The sequence below is a fragment of the Agrobacterium sp. InxBP2 genome, assembly GCF_026191755.1.
GTDB lineage: Bacteria > Pseudomonadota > Alphaproteobacteria > Rhizobiales > Rhizobiaceae > Agrobacterium > Agrobacterium pusense.
In genome coordinates this window covers 147,296-170,908 of sequence record NZ_JAINDY010000023.1, presented here as the reverse complement: position 1 = coordinate 170,908, position 23,613 = coordinate 147,296, and the positions used below count along the sequence as shown (strand labels likewise).

21 protein-coding genes are annotated in these 23,613 nt (G+C 60.1%); 7 read left to right on the top strand and 14 right to left on the bottom strand.

The genetic code is table 11. The features are described from left to right. Nucleotides 1-18 precede the first annotated feature (18 nt). Together K7A42_RS07520 and K7A42_RS07515 are read right to left on the bottom strand one after the other, a co-directional pair. Nucleotides 19-636, bottom strand: a complete 618-nt coding sequence (locus K7A42_RS07520) for a flavodoxin family protein (RefSeq protein WP_112552934.1) — start codon at nucleotides 634-636, stop codon at nucleotides 19-21. An 81-nt stretch (nucleotides 637-717) separates the two neighbouring features. Further along, nucleotides 718-1,125 (bottom strand): low affinity iron permease family protein, encoded by a 408-nt coding sequence (locus tag K7A42_RS07515; protein WP_034497847.1) that lies wholly within the window; start codon nucleotides 1,123-1,125, stop codon nucleotides 718-720. Nucleotides 1,126-1,369: 244 nt separating this feature from the next. Here K7A42_RS07515 and K7A42_RS07510 point away from each other — a divergent pair, with 244 nt between their 5' ends. The 7 genes from K7A42_RS07510 to K7A42_RS07480 all read left to right on the top strand — a co-directional run bounded on the left by K7A42_RS07510 (nucleotide 1,370) and on the right by K7A42_RS07480 (nucleotide 7,354). Next, the gene (locus K7A42_RS07510; RefSeq protein ID WP_004444538.1) at nucleotides 1,370-1,573 is read left to right on the top strand and encodes a CsbD family protein; all 204 of its coding nucleotides are present in this window, start codon (nucleotides 1,370-1,372) and stop codon (nucleotides 1,571-1,573) included. Between the two features lie 234 nt (nucleotides 1,574-1,807). Next, nucleotides 1,808-2,959 carry an extracellular solute-binding protein gene (locus tag K7A42_RS07505; protein ID WP_034497849.1) on the top strand — a complete coding sequence of 384 codons (1,152 nt, stop codon included), beginning with the start codon at nucleotides 1,808-1,810 and terminating at the stop codon, nucleotides 2,957-2,959. Nucleotides 2,960-2,991: 32 nt separating this feature from the next. Continuing rightward, nucleotides 2,992-3,840: an ABC transporter permease gene (locus tag K7A42_RS07500; RefSeq protein ID WP_004444540.1), complete on the top strand. Its 849-nt coding sequence runs from the start codon at nucleotides 2,992-2,994 to the stop codon at nucleotides 3,838-3,840. Between the two features lies 1 nt (nucleotide 3,841). Continuing rightward, on the top strand, nucleotides 3,842-4,666 hold the full coding sequence (locus K7A42_RS07495; protein WP_004444541.1) for an ABC transporter permease: 825 nt from the start codon (nucleotides 3,842-3,844) through the stop codon (nucleotides 4,664-4,666). Between the two features lie 9 nt (nucleotides 4,667-4,675). Next, the gene (locus K7A42_RS07490; RefSeq protein ID WP_034497853.1) at nucleotides 4,676-5,710 is read left to right on the top strand and encodes an ABC transporter ATP-binding protein; all 1,035 of its coding nucleotides are present in this window, start codon (nucleotides 4,676-4,678) and stop codon (nucleotides 5,708-5,710) included. Between the two features lies 1 nt (nucleotide 5,711). Next, nucleotides 5,712-6,548 carry a glycerophosphodiester phosphodiesterase gene (locus tag K7A42_RS07485; protein ID WP_174150438.1) on the top strand — a complete coding sequence of 279 codons (837 nt, stop codon included), beginning with the start codon at nucleotides 5,712-5,714 and terminating at the stop codon, nucleotides 6,546-6,548. Next, nucleotides 6,545-7,354: an inositol monophosphatase family protein gene (locus tag K7A42_RS07480; RefSeq protein WP_034497857.1), complete on the top strand. Its 810-nt coding sequence runs from the start codon at nucleotides 6,545-6,547 to the stop codon at nucleotides 7,352-7,354. Before K7A42_RS07485 ends, K7A42_RS07480 begins: the two co-directional genes overlap by 4 nt. A 39-nt stretch (nucleotides 7,355-7,393) precedes the next feature. Here the strand turns inward: K7A42_RS07480 and K7A42_RS07475 are convergent, their stop codons facing one another. The 12 genes from K7A42_RS07475 to K7A42_RS07420 form a co-directional block, all read right to left on the bottom strand. Continuing rightward, nucleotides 7,394-9,205 (bottom strand): ABC transporter ATP-binding protein, encoded by a 1,812-nt coding sequence (locus K7A42_RS07475; RefSeq protein WP_174150439.1) that lies wholly within the window; start codon nucleotides 9,203-9,205, stop codon nucleotides 7,394-7,396. Nucleotides 9,206-9,209: 4 nt separating this feature from the next. Next, nucleotides 9,210-10,994: a gamma-glutamyltransferase family protein gene (locus tag K7A42_RS07470; protein ID WP_112552828.1), complete on the bottom strand. Its 1,785-nt coding sequence runs from the start codon at nucleotides 10,992-10,994 to the stop codon at nucleotides 9,210-9,212. Between the two features lie 21 nt (nucleotides 10,995-11,015). Then, nucleotides 11,016-11,888, bottom strand: coding sequence for an ABC transporter permease (locus K7A42_RS07465; protein ID WP_162699385.1), 873 nt, complete (start codon nucleotides 11,886-11,888; stop codon nucleotides 11,016-11,018). Between the two features lie 12 nt (nucleotides 11,889-11,900). Further along, a complete protein-coding gene (locus K7A42_RS07460; RefSeq protein WP_034497866.1) occupies nucleotides 11,901-12,848 on the bottom strand; it encodes an ABC transporter permease in 948 nt (315 codons plus the stop codon). Between the two features lie 67 nt (nucleotides 12,849-12,915). Continuing rightward, nucleotides 12,916-14,424, bottom strand: a complete 1,509-nt coding sequence (locus K7A42_RS07455) for an ABC transporter substrate-binding protein (protein ID WP_034497869.1) — start codon at nucleotides 14,422-14,424, stop codon at nucleotides 12,916-12,918. A 77-nt stretch (nucleotides 14,425-14,501) separates the two neighbouring features. After that, nucleotides 14,502-15,263 (bottom strand): FadR/GntR family transcriptional regulator, encoded by a 762-nt coding sequence (locus tag K7A42_RS07450; RefSeq protein WP_034497871.1) that lies wholly within the window; start codon nucleotides 15,261-15,263, stop codon nucleotides 14,502-14,504. 153 nt (nucleotides 15,264-15,416) lie between these two features. Then, the gene (locus K7A42_RS07445) at nucleotides 15,417-16,304 is read right to left on the bottom strand and encodes an aldose 1-epimerase (protein ID WP_112552826.1); all 888 of its coding nucleotides are present in this window, start codon (nucleotides 16,302-16,304) and stop codon (nucleotides 15,417-15,419) included. Beyond that, nucleotides 16,291-17,478, bottom strand: a complete 1,188-nt coding sequence (locus K7A42_RS07440) for a galactarate dehydratase (protein ID WP_022563876.1) — start codon at nucleotides 17,476-17,478, stop codon at nucleotides 16,291-16,293. The genes K7A42_RS07445 and K7A42_RS07440 overlap by 14 nt, the downstream gene beginning before the upstream one ends. A gap of 42 nt (nucleotides 17,479-17,520) precedes the next feature. Beyond that, on the bottom strand, nucleotides 17,521-19,245 hold the full coding sequence (locus K7A42_RS07435) for an ABC transporter ATP-binding protein (RefSeq protein WP_282455032.1): 1,725 nt from the start codon (nucleotides 19,243-19,245) through the stop codon (nucleotides 17,521-17,523). An 8-nt stretch (nucleotides 19,246-19,253) separates the two neighbouring features. Further along, complete coding sequence (locus K7A42_RS07430; protein ID WP_004444561.1) at nucleotides 19,254-20,378, bottom strand: ABC transporter permease; 1,125 nt, start codon at nucleotides 20,376-20,378, stop codon at nucleotides 19,254-19,256. A gap of 9 nt (nucleotides 20,379-20,387) precedes the next feature. Next, nucleotides 20,388-21,374, bottom strand: a complete 987-nt coding sequence (locus tag K7A42_RS07425) for an ABC transporter permease (protein WP_003521681.1) — start codon at nucleotides 21,372-21,374, stop codon at nucleotides 20,388-20,390. Nucleotides 21,375-21,495: 121 nt separating this feature from the next. Beyond that, complete coding sequence (locus tag K7A42_RS07420; protein ID WP_282455031.1) at nucleotides 21,496-23,445, bottom strand: ABC transporter substrate-binding protein; 1,950 nt, start codon at nucleotides 23,443-23,445, stop codon at nucleotides 21,496-21,498. Nucleotides 23,446-23,613: the final 168 nt, after the last annotated feature.

The window sequence follows — 23,613 nt, the reverse complement described above, 5'->3', positions numbered from 1 at the left end:
GCCGGAACAAGACCCGCACTACTGATCGCTGCCGGGATACGGGGAATTCCTGAGAAGAGCCGCCAGGTGCGCGGTATTGCGCACCAGCATGCTGACCATGGTTTTGACGGCATCGGGCGTCTTCTCCAGATCGACGAAATTCGTCGACCCCATCGCTTCCCCGACCCAATAGGCAACCGCATTGGCAGGGATGGTGAAACCGACGTCATTCAGCGCCTGAAAGAGCTCCGCCGAGACATGATGGGCGCCGTCTTCATTTCCGACAACCGCGACAGCCGCAACCCGGCCATAAGAAACCATCCGACCCTCATCATCGGTTTCCTCCAGGAATGCATCCATGCGCTCCAGCGCTCTCTTGCAAACGCTCGAAGGTTGGCCAAGCCAGATCGGTGTTCCCATGAGCAGGATATCGGCCTTCAGTATTTTTTCCCGAATGGCCGGCCAGGCATCGCCGTCGCCCTCGTCTGAACTGACGCCCGGCTTGATATCGTGATCGGCGAGCCTGATCGTCTCGGCCTTGATATCCTGGCGGGCGAATTCCCGTAATATGAGGTCCAGCAGCTTCTCGGTGGAGGATGGTTCGGACGTGGCCGACGGTTTGAGCGTCGCGTTGAGAGCAAGAACGGTGAGTGGCATGGTAACTCCTTCTGCCATACGGTCTTTCCAGGATTTGGAAAGTGTTGTGAACAATGATCGGCCATCGATCAGGGCCGGTGACTAACGCCGGGAAAGCAGACGATCCATGGCGTGATGGGGCGGCGGCTTGTTGCTTTCCCGCCCGTTTTCTTTTTCGAGACGGGTCCGGATCTCCTCGATCTCGTCCTCCGTCAGATGCTCGATGCCGATGAAGTCGGCGCGCGCCTGCTCTACGGCCCGCAGCAACTCGTCCAGTTTCGCCTCCATCGCGGCGGAATCCCTGTTCTGGGAATTCTGTACGAGAAAAATCATCAGGAAGGTGACGATCGTCGTGCCGGTGTTGATGACGAGTTGCCAGACCTCCGAAAAGTCAAACAGGGGTCCGCTGATGCCCCAGATGAGGACGGTGGCGAGCGCCACGACAAAGGCGCTGGGCGAACCTGAGAAAGATGCGATACGGCTCGCAAAGCGAGTGAAGAACTTGTTCATGACACGCTGAACCCTGCGGCTCGACACGAAAGCAAAGCCCGGTAAGGACCGTGGCTTTCCAGTGAAGCTAACAATCGAGGGCAGCGATTGTTCCGTCATGTAGAAACGCACACGGAAAGGAATTCTGTGCCGCGCTTTATCTTCGCCCAATGTTTCAAGCCCGGGTGCGATGTTCACATTTTGCCGGAACCCGATCTGCCTTCGCACATTTACAGGTGCAGACCAAAAACAGTGGGAGGATCCAATGGATTGGAATCGTGTTGAAGGCAACTGGAAGCAGATGAAGGGCAAGGTCAAGGAGCAGTGGGGCAAACTCACCGACGACGACCTTGACGTCATCAACGGCAAGCGCGAACAGCTGGAAGGCAAGATTCAGGAGCGCTACGGTTACGAGAAGGACCGCACCCGAAAAGACATTGACGACTGGTATGGTCGCCAGACCTGGTAACGGAAACCCCGCTTCGGCGGGGTTTTTCTTTATGCTCCGTCGCGAATAGGCGCGATACGAGCGCGCGGCTCCGAGGCGTCGCGGGCGGACTGTCACGAAAGCGTTATGGAAAGACATTAGAACCGCCGCCGGCTGGTCCAAAAATGCACGGCTGTGCAACGACTGGCCTTCGCCTACCAGCCCCTCGGGCAGCGCTCGACAGTTCCACTCGCGCCGACAATATCGGAGACATAGATGAAACGCCGCACCTTTATGATGTCCGCCGCAGGCGCCGCCGCCGGTCTCGCCCTTGCACCGCGCATGAGCTTCGCCGCTGCGGGCACGATCGACTGGTACACCAGTTCGGATACAAACATCCTCGATTTCTGGTCCAACACGATCAAGCCCGCCTTTGAAGCCGCCAATCCTGGCCTGAAGCTCAATCTGGTCGACGCCGGCGACGGCGCCGGCATTATCGCCATCGGCGAGCGCGCCGTTGCCGCGAAGCAGACCGGTACCGATCCGCAGGCCGATTATTTCGAAACGGCCGATCCACTGCTGCCTGCCGGCGCCATCGAAGCCGGTATCTATGTGAACATGGCGAAGGCCGGCCTTTCCAACTATTCGCGTGTCAACCCGCTCGCTATCCAGAGCGAGTACAGCCTGCCCTATCGCGGCAGCCAGGTCCTGCTCGCCTATGACACGAGCAAGCTGAAGCCGGCGGATGCGCCGAAGACATGGGATCAGCTCGTCAGCTGGATCAAGGCCAATCCGGGTCAATTCGTTTACAACCGCCCCGACAAAGGCGGTTCGGGCGGCAATTTCGTTCGTCGCGCCATCCATCAGGCGAACGGCCTTGACCCCAAGGCATTCACTGTCGACAATTACACGCCGGAAGCAGGCGACAAGGCGCTCGGCAAGGCATGGGAACTGCTTAAGGACATCGCACCGTCGCTTTACGACAAGGGCGCCTACTCGTCCGGCAACACCCAGTCGTTGCAGCTTCTTTCCCAGGGCGTCGTCACCATGACCCCGGTCTGGTCCGACCAGGTGCTTCAGGCCATCGACCAGGGCGTTCTGCCGAAGGAAACCGGTCTGGTGCAGCTTCAGGATCTCGCGCTGTGCGGCAATTTTTCGCGTGCCGTCGTACTGGCGAACGGCGCCAATCGCGATGCCGCCCTGAAGCTCGCGAATTTCGTGCTGTCGGAAGAAATCCAGGGGGCAATCCTCACCGAACTTGGCGGCTTTCCTGGCGTTTCCTGGGACTTTGTGCCGGCAGAACTGCGCAAGCGTTTCGCCGACATCATCCCCCAGACTATTCCAACCTTCCCGGCCGGCAAATGGGAAACCGCCATCAATGATGGCTGGTATCGCAACGTCGCTCCCAACGTTGACCGCAAGTCGTGACCGAAGTCGCAGAAGGAGCGGCTCGCACGCTCATGGACAATACGTCAGGCAGGAGGCCAAGCGGCCTCCTGCTCGTTGCCATACCCGTATTCCTGATGATCTGGCTCGTTATATGGCCAGCGATCAACGCCATCGGCCGCACTGTCTGGCGCATCGACGCCAATGGTGAAACGCGTTTCGACCTTTCCAGCTACGCCTTTTTCTTCTCGGACCGCTACAGTCTCGACAATCTTGCCGTGACATTGTGGACGACGATGGTCTGCGCGATCCTCCTGCTGGTCATCTGCCTGCCTATCGCGCTTTACCTGCGCTTTTCGCAGGGCCGCCTCTCGGCCTACGTGCAGGCGCTGGCCATATTCCCGATGTTCGTGCCCTCCATCATCCTCGCCTTCGCCTTCATCCGCGTTCTCGGTCCGAACGGCATGGTTGACATATTGCTCAACGCCGTCGACCTGCCGAAAATCCGCACGCCCTATCTCACGCCCTGGGGACCCGTCATCGGTCTTGTCTGGGACAATATTCCGCTGACCGTGCTTATCCTGCTCGCGGGGCTGGGAAGCGTTGCCAACCAGTCGGTAGAGGCGGCGCGGGATGTCGGCGCAAACGCGCTGCAGGTTTTCTGTCACATCATCCTGCCACGCATTACCAATTCCATTCTCGTGGCGCTTTCCTTTTCGGTGCTCGGCATTTTTTCCTCCTTCACCCTTCCATATCTTCTCGGACCGGCCTCTCCCGAAATGCTTGGCCCTTTCATGCAGCGCACGCTGCGCGAAGTGCAGGATCCCATCGGCGCCATGACACAGGCCGTCATCGCTTTCGGTTTCTGCATTGCTTTCGGCCTGTTTTATGTGCGTTCGGTCGCGCGCAACCAGGGGAAATGACATGACGACGATGACGCGGGCTCGAGCCCGCATGGACTGGCCAGGCATTTTTTTTGCTACGCTTCTCACCATCGCCATCGTCGGGCCGCTGCTTGTTGTGGGCACATGGGCATTCACCGAGGTCTGGCGTTTCCCCAATGTCATCCCACAACAGTTCGGTTTCCGGTTCTGGGGCCAGACACTTGGCCGCGCTGACGTGTGGAACGCTTTGATGCTGAGCCTGCGGCTGACGACGGTTGTGACGCTGCTTTCGGCGGTGATCTGCCTTCCTGCCGCATACGCCTTCGCGCGTATGAGCTTTCCCGGCCGCAACCTCCTGTTCTTCTCCTTCCTCGCCGGCCACGCCTTTCCGAAATTCGGGCTTCTGGTGGCAATTGCCGCCATTTTCCTGCAGCTCAACCTCATCGGTACCTTCTGGGGCGTCGTTCTCATCCAGCTGGTCGGCACGCTGATGTTCATGATCTGGATTCCCGTGGCGGCCTTCCAGGCCGTCGATCGGCGCATGGAAGAAGCCGCCCGGGATGTCGGCGCCAGCCCGCTCAGGGTCTTCTGGTCAATTACCCTGCCACAGGCGGGACCGACTATTGCCGCCGCCGTTATGCTGAGCTTCGTTGGTACTTTTTATGAGACCGAAGGTGCATGGCTGATCGGGGCGCCCGGCATTCGCACGATGCCGGTCTTGATGATCAGCTACATCAACAACCAGATGGTCATCCAGTATGGTGCAGTTCTGTCCGTCCTGCTCTGGGTGCCATCCTTCATCGCCCTCATGTTCGCCCGCCGCGTCATCGGAGGCGGCGCATTTGCCCGCGGTTTCGGCGGTTAGGAAATCTACATGTCCGTACTCCACATTCGCCAGGTCACGAAAAGCTTTTCCGGTGGCACCAAGGCAGTCGACAGTTTCTCGCTCGATGTCGCTGATGGCGAACTCGTCTGCCTTCTCGGCCCCTCCGGTTCGGGAAAATCGACGCTGCTGCGCATGGTTGGCGGGTTCGAGCAACCGACAGGCGGGCAAATCACCATAGATGGCGAAGACGTCACCCGCCTGCCTCCGGAGCGGCGGCCGACCGGCATGGTATTCCAGAGCCACGCGCTCTGGAGCCACATGAATGTGTTCAAAAACCTTGCTTTCGGCCTCAAACTGCGCCGCATGCCGGCTGCCGTGATCAGGGAGAAAGTGGAGGCCGTGCTCGAACTCGTCGGTCTCTCCGGTTATGGCGAGCGAGCCACGAGCCAGCTTTCGGGCGGCCAGCAGCAGCGTGTGGCGCTTGCCCGCTCGCTGGTTCTGGAGCCGAAAATCCTGCTTCTCGACGAGCCCTTCGCCAGTCTCGACCAGCATCTGCGCGAAAGGCTGCGGGAAGAGGTTCGGGATATCCAGCAGCGTCTCGGCATCACCACGCTGTTTGTTACCCACGGCCAGGATGAAGCGCTTTCCATGGCAGACCGCATCGTCGTGATGGCGAATGGCAAGACCGAACAGATCGACCGGCCGAATGTGATCTACCGGGAGCCGAAGACCCCGTTCGTCGCCGGCTTCATCGGCACCATGAACCTGATTGAGGGCATGGTTTCAGGTGGGAACTTCATGCGCGCTGGCTTCACCTTTCCGCTTCCCGTCTCTGATGGCCCGACCATTCTCGCCGTTCGCCCGGAAGCCATCGATCTGGCGACCTCCGAAACACCGGAGGGGAGTGTGCACCGGGTGACGGATTATGGCACCCATGGCCTTGTCGACCTTGATCTGACCGATGGTACCAGGATCAAATCCATGGTCTCCCATCCGGATATGTTCCGGGCGGGACAGGGGGTACGGATTTCGCCCCGTTCCATCACGGCCTATCGCGACAACCGCCCGATCTACCGGAGCTGACATGACCCATCCGATAGTCATCGACCGCAACGGCCACAAAACCTGGCTCAAATGGCACCGCGGCCGCCGCCGTGCTTCCGATCCGGTCTTTACGGGGGAGCGCATCATCGAAGCGATGCGGCTCGGTGCAAGCATCGAAGTCGATCTCGTCATTCATGCCGATCACGGTTGCGCCGTTTTGCATGACCGGACGCTGGAGCGGGAAACCACTGGCACCGGCCGGGTACGAGATACATCCGCCGCAACCCTGCGACAGCTTCACCTGCGCGATAATGACGGCCAGCCAATCGCTTCGAAAGTGATGTTGCTCGAAGACCTTTGCGCCCTGCTTGCGGACGACACCGTTCATCCCGACGCCCTGCTACAGCTCGATTTCAAGGAAAACCGGCAGGCGCTTGCCCCACAGGTAGTCGCCGGCTTCGGGATAAGCGTTTCACCCATCGCAAAGTCGGTGATCCTGTCAGGCGGCGATTTCGACGCTATTACCGCGCTGGCTCGCTCGGCCCCCGGCCTTCGCACTGGCTATGACCCCTGCCATCGCGGCACCCTTGCAGAGTTGAAGGCAAGCGGAAACTATCTGGGCTTCATCGAAGACGCCCTTGCCACAGCACCCGATGCGGACATGATCTACCTCGCGTACGAGATCGTGCTTGCAGCTGCGGATGCTGGTGTCGATATCATCGCCCCGATCCATGCCGCGGGCCGCCGTGTGGATGTTTGGACGATCAACAGCGTCACGCCGCAATCCACTGATGCAGTCGAGCGGCTCTTGAGGCTGAAGGTGGACCAGATCACCACCGATGACCCGGAAGGGCTCGCAGAGGTTTTCAGAAAATGACAGTCAATTACAGCGCCATCCTCGAGCACATGGTCGCCACCGCCCGCGAAGCCGGCGCACTGACGCTCGACCATTTCCGGCGCTTTCGCGACATCGAGATTGGCGTCAAGGGGCCGGGAGACTTCGTTTCCGACGCCGACAGGGATTCCGAGACGCTGATCCGAAAGCGTCTGCTCGGCCAATATCCCTGGGGACTAACCGGCGAGGAATTTGCGCCTGTGGAAGGAGCCGATCAGGATCATCGCTGGCTGGTCGATCCAATCGACGGCACCACCAATTTCCTCTTCGGCCAACATTACACGATCACCATCGCGCTCAGGCGCGGCAACGAGACCATATGCGGACTGGTCTACAATCCCGTCTCCGACGAAATGTTTACGACGATCAAGGGCGACGGCGCCTATCTCAACGGCGAGCGCCTGCAGGTCAATGCCAGCACGGATGTTGCCTTGATGTGCGTCGGCACCGGCCTGCCGACGCCCAATCTCCAGCTTTATACCGGCGCCTATCAGCGCCTCGACGCAATCCGCGCCCCCATCGGCGCGGTCCGTGTGGTCGGTAGCGCCGCCAATTCATGCGCTTACGTGGCCTGCGGCCGGCTGACCGGTTATTATGAGGAAACCGGTTTCGTCGACACCGCAGCCGGCATCCTGCTGGTGCAGGAGGCGGGCGGAATCGTGACCGACTGGTGGGGTCGCGGTCCGGAATTCTACGAAAAGACGGGCACGCTGATCGTCGCCAATCCCGCGACCCATGCTTACTTGATGGAGCACCTGCGAGGCGTTCCGCTCAAGAACCCGGCATAAAAGCTTCTTCTTCGAATCATTGATACCGCAGCACCCGCCTCAGGCCACCTGCACCAGATGGCCGGGCGATACCGTCCTGTAGTTTCGCGCAGGTGTTTCATATCCCATAGCCCGTATCGGGCTCTTCAGCTCGTCATTGGATATGCCACGCCTTATCCCCCGCCTCGACGGATCGGGCACTGGCACAGCCGCCATTAGCTTTTTTGTGTAGGGATGCTGCGGATTGTCAAAAACAGCGGCCCGCGGGCCTATCTCGACGATCTCCCCCAAATACATCACCGCGACACGATGGCTGACACGCTCCACCACTGCCATGTCATGCGAGATGAACAGAAAGGCGAGGTTGAGGCTCTGTTGCAGGTCGAGCAGCAGGTTGCACACCTGCGCCTTGATCGAGACATCGAGCGCCGACACACTTTCGTCGGCGACGATAACCTTCGGATCGAGGGCGAGCGCACGGGCAATGGCGATGCGCTGGCGCTGGCCGCCCGAAAATTCATGGGGGTAGCGATTGGCCATGTCGGCTGAAAGCCCGACCTTTTCGAGAAGATCGGCGGTCTTTTCCTTCGCCTGTTTCGCGGTGCCCAATTTATGCTTGATGAAGGGTTCGGAAATTGCCGTACCCACCGTCATGCGCGGATTGAGCGAGGAGAACGGGTCCTGAAAGATCATCTGCACGGATTTGCGCATGTTGCGGAGCCCGACCGTATCGAGACGCATCACATCATAACCATCGAGTGACACATCGCCGGACGACGGCTCCACAAGCCGCATGATCGAGCGGCCGGTGGTGGATTTGCCGCAGCCGGATTCGCCCACAAGCGACAACGTTTCACCCTGAAAGAGATCGAAGGAGACGTTTTCAACGGCGTGAACCGCACCCGTCTGGCGCGCCAGCAGGCCGGACCGGATGGGAAAACGCGTCACGAGGTTCTTCACCGACAGGACCGGCGTCTGACCGCTCGCAACGGTCTCCGCCACCTCCTGAGGCTCGGCCGAAAGACCGGTCTTCATGTCGAGCACGGGAAAACGCGTCGGCCATTGCCGGTCACGCATCGAGCCGAGCTTCGGCACCGCCGAAAGCAGCGCCCGTGTATAGGGATGCTTGCCGCGTTTGAATATCTCCTCGGTCGGCCCGGTCTCGACCTCGTCGCCGCGATACATCACGATCGTCCGGTCGGCGATTTCGGCCACGACGCCCATGTCATGCGTGATGAAGAGCACCGACATGCCCTCCTCTTCCTGCAGCAGTTTTATCAGGTCGAGGATCTGGCCCTGGATGGTCACGTCGAGCGCCGTCGTCGGCTCGTCGGCGATCAGCAGTTTCGGTCGTGAGGCGAGCGCCATGGCGATCATCACGCGCTGGCGCATGCCGCCTGAAAACTGGTGCGGATATTCGTCGAAACGGCCCGCCGCGTTGGGAATTCGGACCTTTTGCAGAAGCCGCACCGTCTCGGCCCGCGCCTCGTGTTTCGAAAGCCCCTTATGGCGAATGAGAACTTCCGAAATCTGACGGCCGATGGTGAAGATCGGATTGAGCGACGTCATCGGCTCCTGAAAGATCATCGAGATATCGTTGCCGCGTACACCGCGCATTTCCTTTTCGGAAAGCGAAAGCAGATCGCGGCCGTTAAGGAGCACCTCGCCTTCTATCCGGCTGGAGGCCGGGGCAAGCAGGCGCATCAGCGACAGCGACGTCACGGATTTGCCGGAACCGGATTCCCCGACAATGGCGACGGTTTCACCGGGCGCGACATCAAAGGAGACATCACGCACGACACTCTTCCATGCGCCATCGACAAGGAAGGAGGTGGTGAGGTTGCGGACGGAGAGGACTGGTTTTGTCTCCATGGTTTCACCGTCCTACCGCATAGGCCTGCATCAACCGCGGTGTTGCGGCGGCGCGCAGCAGGCCGTCCGCATCGCGGCGCGCCGCGGTGAGCCGCCCCACCGACCAGGCATCGGCAACGGTAACCCGGTGGCCACGACGGCGAAGCTCGGCGAGCGTTGCCTCGCCCACTGTGCCCTCCACCATGATTTCACCCGGTGAACTGGTGCGCGGATAAAACGAACCCGGAAAATGCGAGGTATGGAACAAGGGCATGTCGATCGACGCCTGCAGGTTCTTGCCGTGGTGGGCATAACGCAGGAAGAAGGGCAGCTGCCACTGGTCCTGCTGGTCGCCACCCGGCGTACCGAAGACCATGGAAGGCCGGCCCTGATGCAGCGCAAGCGAGGGCGTCAATGTGGTGCGCGGGCGTTTACCCGGCGCAAGCGAGGTCGGCAGGCCTTCCTTCAGCCAGAACATCTGGGCGCGGGAATTGAGCGCGAAACCGAGGCCGGGCACTATGGGGGATGACTGCAGCCAGCCGCCCGATGGCGTGGTGGAAACCATGTTGCCCCAGCGGTCGATGACATCGATATGCACGGTGTCACCGCGCTTTTCGGTCAGATGCGACATGGTCGGCTCGTAGACGGTGCCCTTGCCGCTCATTTCCGCCAGCATCGCCATTGTCGCGTCCACCTGCTTTTCGTAACCCGGCACGATGCCTGGGCGCAGCTCCAGCGAGGCCTCGCTGCCAATCAGCGCGCGACGTCCGGCATTATAGCCTTCCGACAGGAGATATTCCGTCGGAATCTGCCCGAATTCCGGATCGCCGTAATAGACTTCGCGGTCAGCAAAGGCGAGCTTCATGGCTTCGACGATGGTGTGGATGAAATCGGGACCGGACGGGTCCATGGCCGCAATGTCGAAGCCCTTCAGCAGCGCAAGCGATTGCAGCAGAACCGGACCCTGCCCCCAGGCTGGCGTCTTGGCAATCGTCCAGTCGTGATAATCGAGCGTCTGCGGCGCTTCCACGGTAGCGCTCCACCCGGCCATATCCTGCGCGGTCAGCACACCCTTGTGCCTTGTGCCGCTGGCATCCATCACCTCTGAAGTGCTGACGTAACTGTCGATGGCTTCCGCAACGAAACCCCGGTAGAAGGCATCGCGCGCCGCCTCGATCTGGTTTTCGCGGCCAGAACGCGCTTCAGCTTCAGTGATGATCCGCTGATAGGTCGCCGCCAGAACAGGATTACGAAAATTGGCGTGGGGCTCCGGTGCGGCCCCGCCCGGCAGCCATGTTTCGTAGGAAGTCGGCCATTCCTTTTCGAAGAAATCGGCTAGCCCCTTGATGGTGGCAGAGACACGCGGCAGCGTCGGATGCCCTTGTTCGGCATAATAGATGGCCGGTTCCAGCACCTCACGAACGGTCATCGTGCCATAGTCGCGCAGCATCAGCATCCAGCCATCGAAGGCGCCGGGAATGACGGTGGCGAGCAGCCCGTCGCCCGGGATGAGTTTCAGACCTTCCGAAGTATAATGTTCAATCGTCGCACCGCTCGGAGCCGGGCCCTGGGCGCAGATGACCTCCACCTTGTCCTTCTGCTTCGAATAAAACACGGCGGGCATATCACCGCCCGGACCGCACAGATGCGGCTCGACGATCTGCAGCACGAAGCCGGTGGCGACGGCGGCGTCGAAGGCATTGCCGCCCTTCTCGAGGATTGCCATGCCAACCGCCGAGGCGATCCAGTGGGTTGAGGTGACGACGCCGAAGGTGCCAAGGATTTCAGGGCGTGTGGTGAAATCAGTCATTCCGATATTCCTTGTAAAAAATCATGCTTCGCGCGGATCGAGCGCATCGCGCAGGCCATCGCCCAGAAGATTGAAACCGATGACGACGAGGAAGATGGCAATGCCGGGCCACATCGTCATCCATGGCGCCTGGCTCAAGAAGTTCTTGGCGGTGTTCAGCATTGAACCCCAGGAAGGTGCGGGCGCCTGCTGGCCAAGGCCGAGGAAGGAAAGGCTCGCCTCCGCGATGATCGCGGTCGCCACCGTCAGCGTCGCCTGCACGATGATCGGGGCAAAGACATTCGGCAGGATGTAGCGGGTCATGATGTCGATGTGGTTGAGGCCGATAGACCTTGCACCCTCGACATAATCCTCCATCTTGACGGCCAGCACCTGCCCGCGCGTCAGCCGCACGAAGATCGGCATGGCGGAAAGGCCGATGGCGATCATCGCATTGGTAAGGCTCGGGCCGAGGAAGGCGGCAAGCGCAATCGCCATGATCAGGAACGGCATGGCCAGCAGCGCTTCGGTAATGCGGGAGATAACCATATCCACCCAGCCGCCAAAATAACCGGAGATCAATCCGAAGGGGACGCCGATCACCACGGCGATCATGACGGAGACGACGCCGGCCATCAGCGAAGCGCGGGCGCCATAGATCATGCGCGAGAGAATATCGCGGCCGAGATCATCCGTGCCGAGCCAATGGGCCGCCGACGGCGCCTTGCGGATGGCCGACCAGCTGGTCGCGACGGGGTCGGCAATCGGCAGTATCGGCGCGGCAATCGCCAGCACGGCGAAAAACACGACGATGATCAAGCCGGCGAGCGCCGACTTGTTGCGCTTCATCTTTTTCCAGGCGCGGCTTTCCTGCCGTGTCGCCGGTATCGAAAGGTTTTGATCCAGAACGGTCATGATATCAGGGCCTTAGATTGTCGCCCTGAGGCGGGGGTTGAGCAGGACATAGGCAATGTCGGCCAGCAGGTTCATGAGGATGAAACCGACGGCGGTGCAAAGCACGATGCCCTGCACGACGGCATAATCACGGGTGAAGACCGCATCCACGGTCATCTTGCCAAAGCCCGGGATCGTGAAAATTTGCTCCGTCAGAACCGCACCGGCCAGCAGTTCGCCGAAGAGCAGCGCCAAGAGCGTGATAACGGGCAGAAGCGCGTTGCGGAAACTGTGAGACAGGATGATTTCGCGCGGGGAAAGCCCCTTGGCGCGGGCGGTGCGGATGTAATCGGAGCTCAACACCGCCACCATCGCCGAACGTGTATGGCGCATCAGCGTCGCCGCCAGTGCATTGCCCAGCACGAAGGCGGGCATGATCATGGTTTCGATGGAGCGGACAGGGTCTACGAAGATCGATTCGTAACCCGATGCCGGCAGCCAGCCGAGTTTCACCGACACCAGCAGAATGAGCATGATGCCGAGCCAGAAATTCGGGATGGACAGGCCGGAAAGCGCCACGATATTGGCCGTGTAGTCAATCCACGTATTCTTCTTGACGGCGGCCAGAATGCCGATGGGAATGCCGATGATCATCGCAAAGAACATCGCCATGACAGCCAGCTGAATGGTCACCGGCAGCTTCTGGCCAATCAGTTCCAGAACCGGCTGGTTCGTGCGTAGCGAAATGCCGAAATCACCCGTCACCACGCCGCCGAGCCAGTTGAGATATTGCATCGGCACGGGGTCGTTGAGGCGATATTTTTCCCGCAGGAATTCAATCGTGGCGGGGTCGCGCTCTTCGCCAGCCATCGCCAGGATGGGATCGCCCGGCAGGAGTTTCTGCAGGGAAAAAACGAAAATGGAAATGATCAGAAGCGTCGGGATCGCGACCAGCAGTCGCTTGCCGATATAAACAGGCATGGCATTGCCCCCGTTTTGGTCCGGTCTTGGCGGCCGCACGGCAAGCCGTGCGGCCTATGCGAAGGGATCAGTCCTTGGAAACGCCGAGAAGACGGATCATGCCGTCAGGCGAAGGCGCCCAGCCCTTGACCTTTTTGGAGATGGCATAGGCATAAGGCTGGTGGCCGAGATAGATGATCGGCATGTCATCGTTGAGGATGACGCTTGCGGCGTCGTATTTTTCCTTGCGGACTGCGTCGTCGGTCGAAGCGCGGGCCTCGTTCAGCAGCTTGTCCACTTCAGCATTGCAATATTTCACATCGTTAATGCCGCCCTTGCAGGTGACGAACTGGTGCAGGTTGCCATCGGGATCGATACGTCCCGACCAGTCGGAGCGGCTGAGCTGATAATTGCCGGCAGTCTGTTCGGAAAGAAGCGTGGCAAATTCCGTGGCCTTCAGAGTGACGTTGAAGCCGGCCTCCGCCACCATGGACTGGATGACCTGCATCATCTGCGTCTGCGTGGTGTTGTTGGCATGCTGAAGCTCAACATCCAGGGTCTCGTAACCCGCCTCCTTCATCAACTGCTTGGCCTTGTCGATATCACGCGGCGGAACCGGCAGGTTCTGGTTGAACCAGGGGCTTGTGGGCGGATATGCCTGATTGCCGGCCTTGGAGGTGCCTTCAAAAACAATCTGGCCGATCGCTTCGCGATCGATCGCGTAGGAAAAGGCCTGACGCAGACGCTTGTCCTTGCCGAGCGGATTGTCAGCGCGTGCCCCATTGTTGATGTTGACATACATGGCCATGTAGCCCGGTCCGATGACATCGGCATAGTTCAATTTGGGATCATTCTTGACGGATTCCGCATCGGAAGCCGAAATGCGCTCGGCGATATCGAGATCGCCGGCACGAAGGTTCGCAAGCTTCACGGTCGTATCGGGGATCGGCAGATACACGACCTTGTCGACGAGGATTTTGTCCTTGTCCCAATAGTCAGCAAATTTTTCGAGTACGATGCGATCCTGCTGGATGCGCTCGACAAATTTGAACGGTCCGGCGCAGACTGGCTTGGAACCGAAATTAGCGCCCAATTCCTTCGCCGCTTTCGGTGCGACGATCATGCCGGCGCGGTCGGAAAGCTGTGCCAGCAGGGTAACGTCGGGCGTCTTCAGGGTGAATTTGACTTCCAGCGGCCCGGTCGCCTCGACTTTCTCGACAGACGACAACTCGCTCTTGCGGCGAGATTCCGGCAGCGTCATGTTGCGCTCGATGGTGGCGACAACCGCCGCCGCATCAAGTGTTTCGCCATCGTGGAACTTGACGCCATCGCGGATTTTCATGGTCAGAACCTTGCCGCCTTCGGACCAGGCCCATTCGGTGGCAAGCTGCGGCACGATCTTCATGTCCTGCGAGATATCAACCAGCTTGTCGCACATGGCGGTGTAAACGATGCGGCCGACAAAGGTGCGCGATTGCGCGGGGTCGAGCACATCGGCATCGTCATTGAGGCCGATGCGCAATTCGGACGATAGCGCCGGCGAGGCCAGAAATACGCTTGCCAACAGCGCCACAGTCAATGTCTGGATTTTCTTCATGTTCGTTCCTCTGGTCAGGTTATTTTGACTTTTTGTCATTGGCCGCCCGTAAGGGACGACAGTTTTCATCCGTGGCCTCAAGAGGCCTCAGTCATAGAACTAACAGCTTCGGCCGCATTGCCCTTCCCGACGCCTTCCTCCAGGAAGCCGAGAGACGTGGCGCGGATCAGCCTTTCCTGATGCATGAGAAGATGCTGACGCATGGCTTCACCGGCTCTGGCGGGATCACGGTCGGCGATGGCGTCGACAATGGCCATATGCTGTTCGAAAGACGCCCTGCCGTTTGCGCCGCTGCGCCGGGCAAGCTCCCGTATCGACTGCCAGGCATCATCCTGACGTACGCGGTTGATGACATCGAAGATGGACAGGAAAAGCTTGTTGCCAGCGCTCTGGGCAATCTGGCGATGGAGCGAGCCATCCCATAATTCCTTGGCATCGGCATCCGTGCTCTGGCCGGTTTTTTCGACAAGGGCGCGCATGCGCTCCACCTCGTCCGGCTTGGCGCGCATGGCCGCGAGCTGCGCCAGCTGCGGCTCGATGCGCAGGCGCACTTCCATGATTTCCATGAAATCCGTCCCGGCGACCAGTTCCGTGACCTGGGCGGACCAATCATCCGGTTTTTCACCCACAAAGGTTCCGGCCCCCTGCCGCCGCCATATGAGGCCTTCGGCTTCCAGAACCTCAAGGGCGCGACGAACCGCACGACGGCCGACATTGAAGGTTTCCGCGAAGGCCCGCTCCGTGGGCAGGCGACGGTCTTTCGCAAGATCCTGCGTCTGAACGTACTCCCGCAACTTCGCAAGCGCGTAGTTGGAGTTGTCGTTGGGGTTCACCGTCACGTCGCACCATTTACCGAACCAATCTTACATTGGTTCATTTGGTGAGAAATTTTCGCCGTCGTCAAGCTTATTTTTAAGCGGCAATAACTGACGCTCAAAATATGGGCATGTGGCGTTTTTGAAGGTGAACGGCGGGCGCTGGGCGATTGGGCGCTATAGACGCACCCGCCCCTCCTGAAGATCGATGGAGAGCCTGATGCGCCCCGACAGGCGCTCGCCGGGGCCGACGGTCATCAGACCCTGCCCTTCCCGCTGCGCCTGAGGCAGGCCAAGCGCTCCGGCGGCCATGGAAACGGGCTCAAGACAGAGATAACGTTCCATGCGGTGTACGGCGAGATGGCCGAAAACCGCATCGGCTTCGAGCCGTAGTGAAAACCTGTCGAAGTCGACCTGTGCGCTTGACCAATCGGTGAAATGCAATGTGTATCCCGCTGCGGCGGGAATGGCGGGTTTCGGGCGAGGTGCCGGCGGCTGGCCGGTTGGCACGTTCTGCGCGTCCAGCGGATATTGCAGTTTGGCGTCCGTCCGCGCATCGCAACCGAGCCCGGCCGCCAGATAGGGATGCCAGCCCAGCGACACCGGCGCAGGCACATTAGCGCGATTTGTTATCGACAATTCCACGGTCATGCTGTCGTCTTCCAGCAGGAAAGACTGCTCGGCGCGGAAGGAAAACGGCCACTCTCCGTCAGCCTCGTAGTCCAGTGCCAATGCGACCCGATCCGACGACAGGTCCGAAATCTCCCACGGCCGGCGGTGAGCCGGGCCATGCATGGCGTCAGGCGCAAGCGCCGGATGCGGCAGCAGGTCATGGCGGATACCCGTATGGACGAAGGACCCGCGATAGAGCCGGTTGTGATAGGGAAACAGCGGGTATGCGCCGGCCCTCGGCCAGTTGAACGGCTCGAAATCCTGCTCCGTTGTCGGCACCAGAATATCACCGTAGTCCGCGTGCCACAGATGGGTCATCCTACCACCCCAAGCAGGGCGCAGGCGGGCATAGAGCCGCCCGCAGGCAACCGTAACCATTTCAGGCGAAGGCATAGGAGCCGTCAGGCCGTTTCGGCACCCGTCTTTGCCAATGAACATAGCCATCTTCCTGCATGGCTTTTTCATCCATCTCGACACCCCAGCCCGGGCGGTCGGGCCTCAGCTCCAGATATCCGTCCTTCGGCAGATAGGGGTCGACGACATAGCGGGTTTCGTCCTCGCGTTTTTCGAGATCGGTGCCGCCATAGACGTAGCATTGCCCTTTCGGCAGCCGGTATTCGAGAATCCGGAAATTCTGCTGGGCAGCGGAAAAATGCACGTTGACGGCGGTGGCGAGCGGTCCCATCGGGTTATGCGGCGCGATGCTGACGAAGTGGGCTTCCGCGAGCGTGGCGATGCGGCGCATCTCCGAAATGCCGCCGACGACGCAGATATCGGGCTGGATGATATCCGCACCCTTTACCTGAAGAAGACGCAGGAACTCATTGCGATTATAAAGGCTTTCACCGGTTGCCAGCGTGCAGTTCAGCCCCTGTTTCAGGTCTCCCCACATCTCGATGTTTTCCGGGCGCAAAGGCTCTTCGAAGAAAAGCGGATCGTAAGGGGCAAGCGCATTGCCAAGCTGGCGGGCGGCCGCTGGCTCGAAAATCTTGGCATGGGCGTCAAAGGCGATGTCGTAGTCCGGCCGCACCGTTTCGCGAAGCGAACGGAAATACTCGGCGGAACTGCGCACCACCTCGCCCCAGCGATGGGCGTGGATATCGAGGCGCCACGGGCTGAGCTTGAAGGCCGTGAAGCCCCAATCCTCGTTGAGACGGTCGAATTCCTCCTTTGCCGCCGGCGCATCCGGAGCGGTGTAGACACCGGCATAGACCTTGATACGGTCGCGCACTTCGCCGCCCAGCAGCTTGTAGACCGGCACGCCCGCCGCCTTGGCCGCTAGGTCCCAGAGGCAATGATCGAGCGCCGAGATCGCCGACAGACCGAGCGCTCCAGGCGGAAAGCGGTTCTGCTGGAGCAGGAGATTATAGAGATACTCCACCCTTGTCGGATCCTGACCGGCGAGGAATCCGTAGAGGTAATCCAGCACCGGCGGCAGGGCGAGATCGGGGCCGTGATTGTAACATTCACCCCAGCCGGTCAAACCGTCATCGGTATCGAGAGCGACGATGACACGGGGGCGGTCCTTGTCGCGGGTGACGAATACCCGCATGCGATCGATTTTCATGCTTCAGTCTTCCTCATGAATTGCAGCGTGCGAGGCCCGGCATCATCGCGCGACGGCCCCGTTCTTGACTTCGGATGGTTCGACGTAGCGGAATCTGCGGGTACGGTCCCGGTCGCGTGGGTCCGGGCGCGGAATGGCGGAAAGAAGCGCCTGCGTATAGGGATGATCCGGCGCGTTGCAGACCTTTTCGGCGTCTCCCACTTCCACCAGCTTGCCGCGATACATCACACCTACGCGGTCACACATATAGCGGATGACGCCGATATCATGACTGATGAAGATATAGGCGAGCCCCAGCTCGTCCTGCAGCCGCATCAAAAGATCCAGCACCTGGAACCGCACCGAAACATCGAGCGCCGAAGTCGCCTCATCCGCCACAATGATACGCGGCTTCAGGGTTATGGCGCGGGCGATGCCGATGCGCTGGCGCTGGCCACCGGAAAAAGCGTGCGGGTAACGCTCACGTCCGGCCGGATCGAGACCCACCTGCTCCATCAGCGCGCAGACACGCTCATCCAACTCCCTGCCCCTGGCAATGCCGTTGACCAGCAACGGCTCGCCGATGACCTGTGCCACGGTCATGCGCGGATTGAGCGAGCCGAACGGGTCCTGGAAAACCATGCGCAGCTCACGCCGTGCGGCTTTCAGCTCGGCGCCTTCTATCCTGGCCAGATCGACCACGCTGCCATCTGCCCGGCGATAGAGCATCGCGCCGCCGGTCGGATCGTAAAGGCGCATGATGGAGCGGCCCATGGTGGTCTTGCCGGAGCCGCTTTCGCCGACGATGCCGAGCGTCTCGCCCGGCAATAGTTTGATCGACACGCCATCCAGCGCCTTCATCTCGCCGAAATGCATGGAAAGGTCATTCACTTCGAGCACCGGCGCGGCCTTGAGATCGAGCGGAGGTCGCGCAAGCCGGATTTCAGCCTTCCGCTCCAGCTTCAGCACGGAGCCGATCAACATGCGGGTATAGGGGTCCTGCGGATTGTGGAATATCTCATCCACGGTTCCATATTCCTTGGCGACCCCATGGTGCATGACCAGCACGTCGTCGGCAATCTGCGCCACCACACCCATATCGTGGGTGATGAACAGCACCGCCATGCCATGCGCCTTTTGCAGCCGCGATATTAGGTCGAGGATTTCGGCCTGTGTCGTCACATCGAGCGCCGTCGTCGGTTCGTCGGCGATCAGAAGCTGCGGTTTGCAGGCCAGCGCCATGGCGATCATCGCACGCTGGCGCATGCCTCCCGAATATTGGAAGGCGTAGCGATCCAGCGCCTTTTCGGGGTTGGGGATTTCCACCTGGCGCAACAGTTCGATGGCCTCGGCGCGCGCCTCACCCTTGCTCATCTTGAGATGCAGCCGCAGGACCTCGGTGATCTGGTCACCAACGGTATGCACGGGTGAAAGCGACGACATCGGCTCCTGAAAGATCATCGCGATATCAGCGCCGCGCACCGAGCGGATGGCACGGCTGCGCGGATCGAGCTTTGCCAGATCCAGAGAGGTGCCGTCGGCGCGGTTGAGGATGATCGACCCGGACGCAATGCGACCGGGACTGTCGATGATCTGCAGGATGGAGCGGGCGGTGACGGATTTGCCGGATCCGCTTTCGCCGACGACGCAGAGGGTCTTGCCGGGATCGATTGAGAAAGACAGGTCGTTGACGGCCCGGAAAACGCCGTTTCTGACCGGAAATTCAGTGACCAGATTGCGGACTTCAAGCAGCGGTTTGGCTGGCTTCATGGAAAGAATGTCGCTCATCCGGGGCCTCACTTGTTATAGGGGTCGGCTGCGTCGCGCAGGCCGTCGCCGAGCAGATTGAGAGCCATGACGGCAATAACGACAGCCACACCGGGCAGGAACAGCCAGGGTGCGGTTGCAATCGAGCGGATATTCTGCGCCTCGCGAAGCAAAACGCCCCAGGAAATCGTCGGCGGCTGCAGACCTAGACCGAGGAAGGACAGCGATGTTTCCGCAAGGATCATCGCCGGAACCGCAAGCGTGACCGAAGCGATAATATGGCTCGAAAAGCTCGGCAACATATGGCGGAAGATGATGCGCCCTTCCGGCACGCCATCCAGCCGGGCCGCGGCCACGAACTCTTCGGTCCTGAGCGACAGGAACCGGCCGCGCACGACACGGGCGAGCTGCGCCCACCCGGTCAGGGACAGGATGATGGTAATCATCATATATTGCAGCGTGGCAGGCCAGCCCTGCGGAAGGGCGGCGGCCAGCGCCAGCCAGATGGGAATGGTGGGGAGCGACAGCACGAAGTCGATCACACGCTGCATGACGAAATCGATGCGGCCGCCGTAATAACCGGATATGCCACCGAGAACGACGCCGAGCAGCAGCGAGAAGAACACGCCAACAAGACCGATGGACAGGGAGACCTGCGCGCCCTGCACAACGCGACTGAAGACATCGCGCCCGAGACGATCCGCGCCGAAGAGGAACAACGGCCGCGTTTTGTCGGTGGATGCCAGCAGATGGAGGTCCGTGGTGAACAGGCCGAACACGGAATATTCGTAACCGCGACCGAAAAGCTGAACCGGGATTTTCTTCGCCGTATCCTCGACGAAGACCGCCGCAAGCGTCTCCGGATTGCGGGTCAGCTTCAGCGGATAATAGTGCAGCCCGAGCGAGAAACCCTCGGTCGTATCGATGAAGTGGACGCGCTGCGGCGGATGGAAGGTGGCGCGGGCATTCTGAAGCACCGGATCGTTAATGGCGAAGAAGCCCGGCACCAGCGCGACGATATACATGGCGATGGTGATGAACAGGGCGGCCATGGCCAGCTTGTGGCGTTTGAACGCCCACCAGATGAGCTGCCACTGCGAAGCGACGGCGGCGCGGTCCTGCCGGGCATTGGTGGTCATGGTAATATCGCTCATGGTGCCCTCCTATTCGAGCCGGATGCGCGGATCGACCAGCGCAAGCAGGATGTCGCTGATCAGCGAACCGATCAGCGTCAGCGCGCAGATCAGCAGCACGAAAGCGCCGGCGAGATACATGTCCTGCGCCATCAGCGACTGCAAAAGCAGCGGCGCGGCCGTCGGCAGATTGAGCACGATGGCGACAACCACGGAGCCCGAAATGAGATTGGGCAACAGCCATGCGATGGTAGAGATGAAGGGATTGAGCGCAATTCTGAGCGGATATTTCGTCAGCAGCTTGAACTCGGACAATCCCTTCGCCCGCGCCGTGGTTACATAGGGCTTGGGCAATTCATCCAGCATATTGGCGCGCATGACGCGGATGAGGCTTGCGGTGGAAGACACGGCAAGGATGGCGACCGGCAGCCAGATATGGGCCATCAGGTCCATCATCTTGGCGATGCTCCACGAGGCGGTCTCATATTCCGCGGAAAACAGCCCGCCAACATCGGCCCCGAACTCTACCGCCGCGACATACATCAGCACCAGCGCCAGCAGGAACGAGGGTATGGAAAGGCCGAAAAAAGAAAAGGCAGTGAAGAGATAGTCGCCTATCGAATATTTGCGCACGGCGGAGAAGACGCCAATGGGAAGCGCGATGGCCCAGGTTGCAAGAAGACTTGCGATGGCCAGAACCAGCGTCAGTGCCATGCGCTCCCAGATAAGTCCTGAAACCGGCTGCTGCCACTCGAACGAAATGCCGAAATCGCCGCGGCTGACGATGCCCCATATCCATTTCAGATATTGCACGATCATCGGGTCATCGAGGCCGAAACGTTCGCGCAGCTGCGCCGCCGTATTGTGGTCGATGACCTCGTTGGAGGCGGCCAGTGTGGCGATATAGGTCGTCACATAGTCGCCGGGCGGCAGCTGGATCAGGACAAAAGCAAGGAAACTGACGGCAAACAGGGACGGTATCATCCACAGCAGGCGTTTTACGATGAAAAGCAGCATGTCGTTCTCGCAATCACATTGTGTCGCACGCGCCGCCTTCCACTCAGGAGACGGGCTGTGGGTGGTCGAAACAACCTGAGAGGCGTCGCCGCGTTGCGGCAGCGACGCCCATGTGGCGTTATCAGCTTGTGAAGGTGAACTGTTGCGGCAGCGCCGGGCCGGGATTGGGCCAGGTCCAGCTGTCGGGTTCCGTTTCCGGCACGTTGCGCAGATTGTTGCGGATGATGCCGAAACCGCCCACCGCAAGGCAGAGGCCGATCGTTTCGAACTCTTCCGCCGCAATTTCGAAGATCTGCTTCATCTTCTCGCCGCGCTTGGCAAGGTCGGCCGTGGAGCGCGCCTCATCGAAAAGCTTGAAGCGCTTCTTCTGGCTTTCCGGCGGCTCCTCGCCCTTCTGGCCGTTGGATGTATACCAGAGCGCCCACGGAATGGCGTAACGCGACCCCTGCGGATGGAAGGCGAAGAAATCGCGCGGGTCGAGCATCGGATCGAGACCGCCGGGACCGGGCCAGACGGCGGCATCATGGGCGTTGTCATCGCCGCGTGTATAATAGAGCGCGCGTTCGATGGTATTGACCTTGATGTCGACGCCGATCTGCGCCCATTGCGCCTTCACCAGCTCTAGCGCATCGACCAGATCGGGATAGAGCGTCGGGATAACATCGATGGAGAAGAAGATCGGCTGGCCATCGGGACGAAGCCGCATGCCGTTGCCGTTCTTCTTGTCGTAACCGGCCCTATCGAGAAGGTCGTTCGCCTTGTCGGCGTCATATTCGGTGAATTGCCGTGCCAGCTTTTCATTGTACCAGGGATGTGTCGGGCGTGGCCCGGCCTGGTACCCTTCGCTTTGGCCGAAATAAACGATGTCGATGATTTCCTGCCGGTTGAGCGCAATGGACAATGCCTGACGGAAAGACTTGTCTGCAAACATCTTGCGCATTGCCGGGTCTTTGTGGGTGATGTTCAGGTAAATCTGGCACTGCTGCGCGGCAGACGGCACCAAAGTCAGCAGGCGGTAGTCACCCTTTTTCATGTTCTGCGACAGGGTCGGCTTGTTGGCGAGAACGCTGATATGGCGCTCCTGAATGTCGATCTTGCCGGAAATGACGTTCAGCATCAGCGATTCGACATCCTGCGAAATGCCGAAATTGATTTCGTTGATATAGGGTAACTGGTTACCTTCGGTATCGACCTGCCAGAAGTATGGGTTGCGGGTCATGACCACCCGTGTCGCACCGCCGGAGTAAGGCTCCTTCACCACCCATGGATCAAGCGTCGGCTTGTCGACATTCGACCAGCGGGAGGGAATTTCGATATCCCCGCATTTGGCGCGGAACAGTTCGGTCCAGCTGGAGACGCCCGCCGCCTTCACATCAGCATCAAGCGCCGTGTTGTATTTCGGCAGGAACTTGCTGCAATAGTGTTTGGGAAACAGCGTCGGATGCTGGCCGAGCGGCGTGGCGAGGTTTTCGAGATAAAGCGCATTCGGCGCGGCGAATTTGAGCTTTACCGTGAAATCGTCGACTTTTTCGACATCAACCGCCTTGCCGGCCACGGAAAGCTGCGCCGGCGTGGCACTGTAAAGCTCCTTGTTCTTGATGCAGTCCTCGATGGCGAACACCACGTCATCTGCGGTGAAGGGGTGGCCGTCCGACCATTTTGCGCCCTCCAGCAAATGGAAGGTGAATTGCGAGGCATCGTCGTTGACCTCCCATTTCACCGCAAGGTTCGGCAGAACCTCGGTGAAATCCATGTTCCAGCGAACAAGGCCCTGATTGCCGACCATGCGCAGGATGCCGTTATGGTCCGACGAACCGCGCAGGCCACGGCGCAATGTGCCGCCATAGGTGCCGATTTTCTCGTGCGGCGTCACCACCATCGGATTTTTCGGCAGGCGTTCGGCCAAGGGCGGCAATTTGCCGTCCTTTACCAGCGCCTCCAGTTCCGGCGCCTGCTTGCCGGCAGCAGCCCGCGCCGAGGCTCCCATGACGGAAAGTGCGGCCACGCCGCCAACACCCGCCATAAAGGTTCGGCGCGTTACGCCCAGTGAAAATGCTTCGCCATCGCGCATCGACAATCCTCCCAAAAAATCACCGGCAGCGAGACGGCTTTCACCGAACCGCGACGGCCCTCCCGGCCAGCCAGCAAGCCGATCCTCCATCGGCAGGGGCAGACCATATGGGCGTTTTCAGATGATTACAAGTATTGACAGATTTTTACATCTTTTTTATCTGTAGGC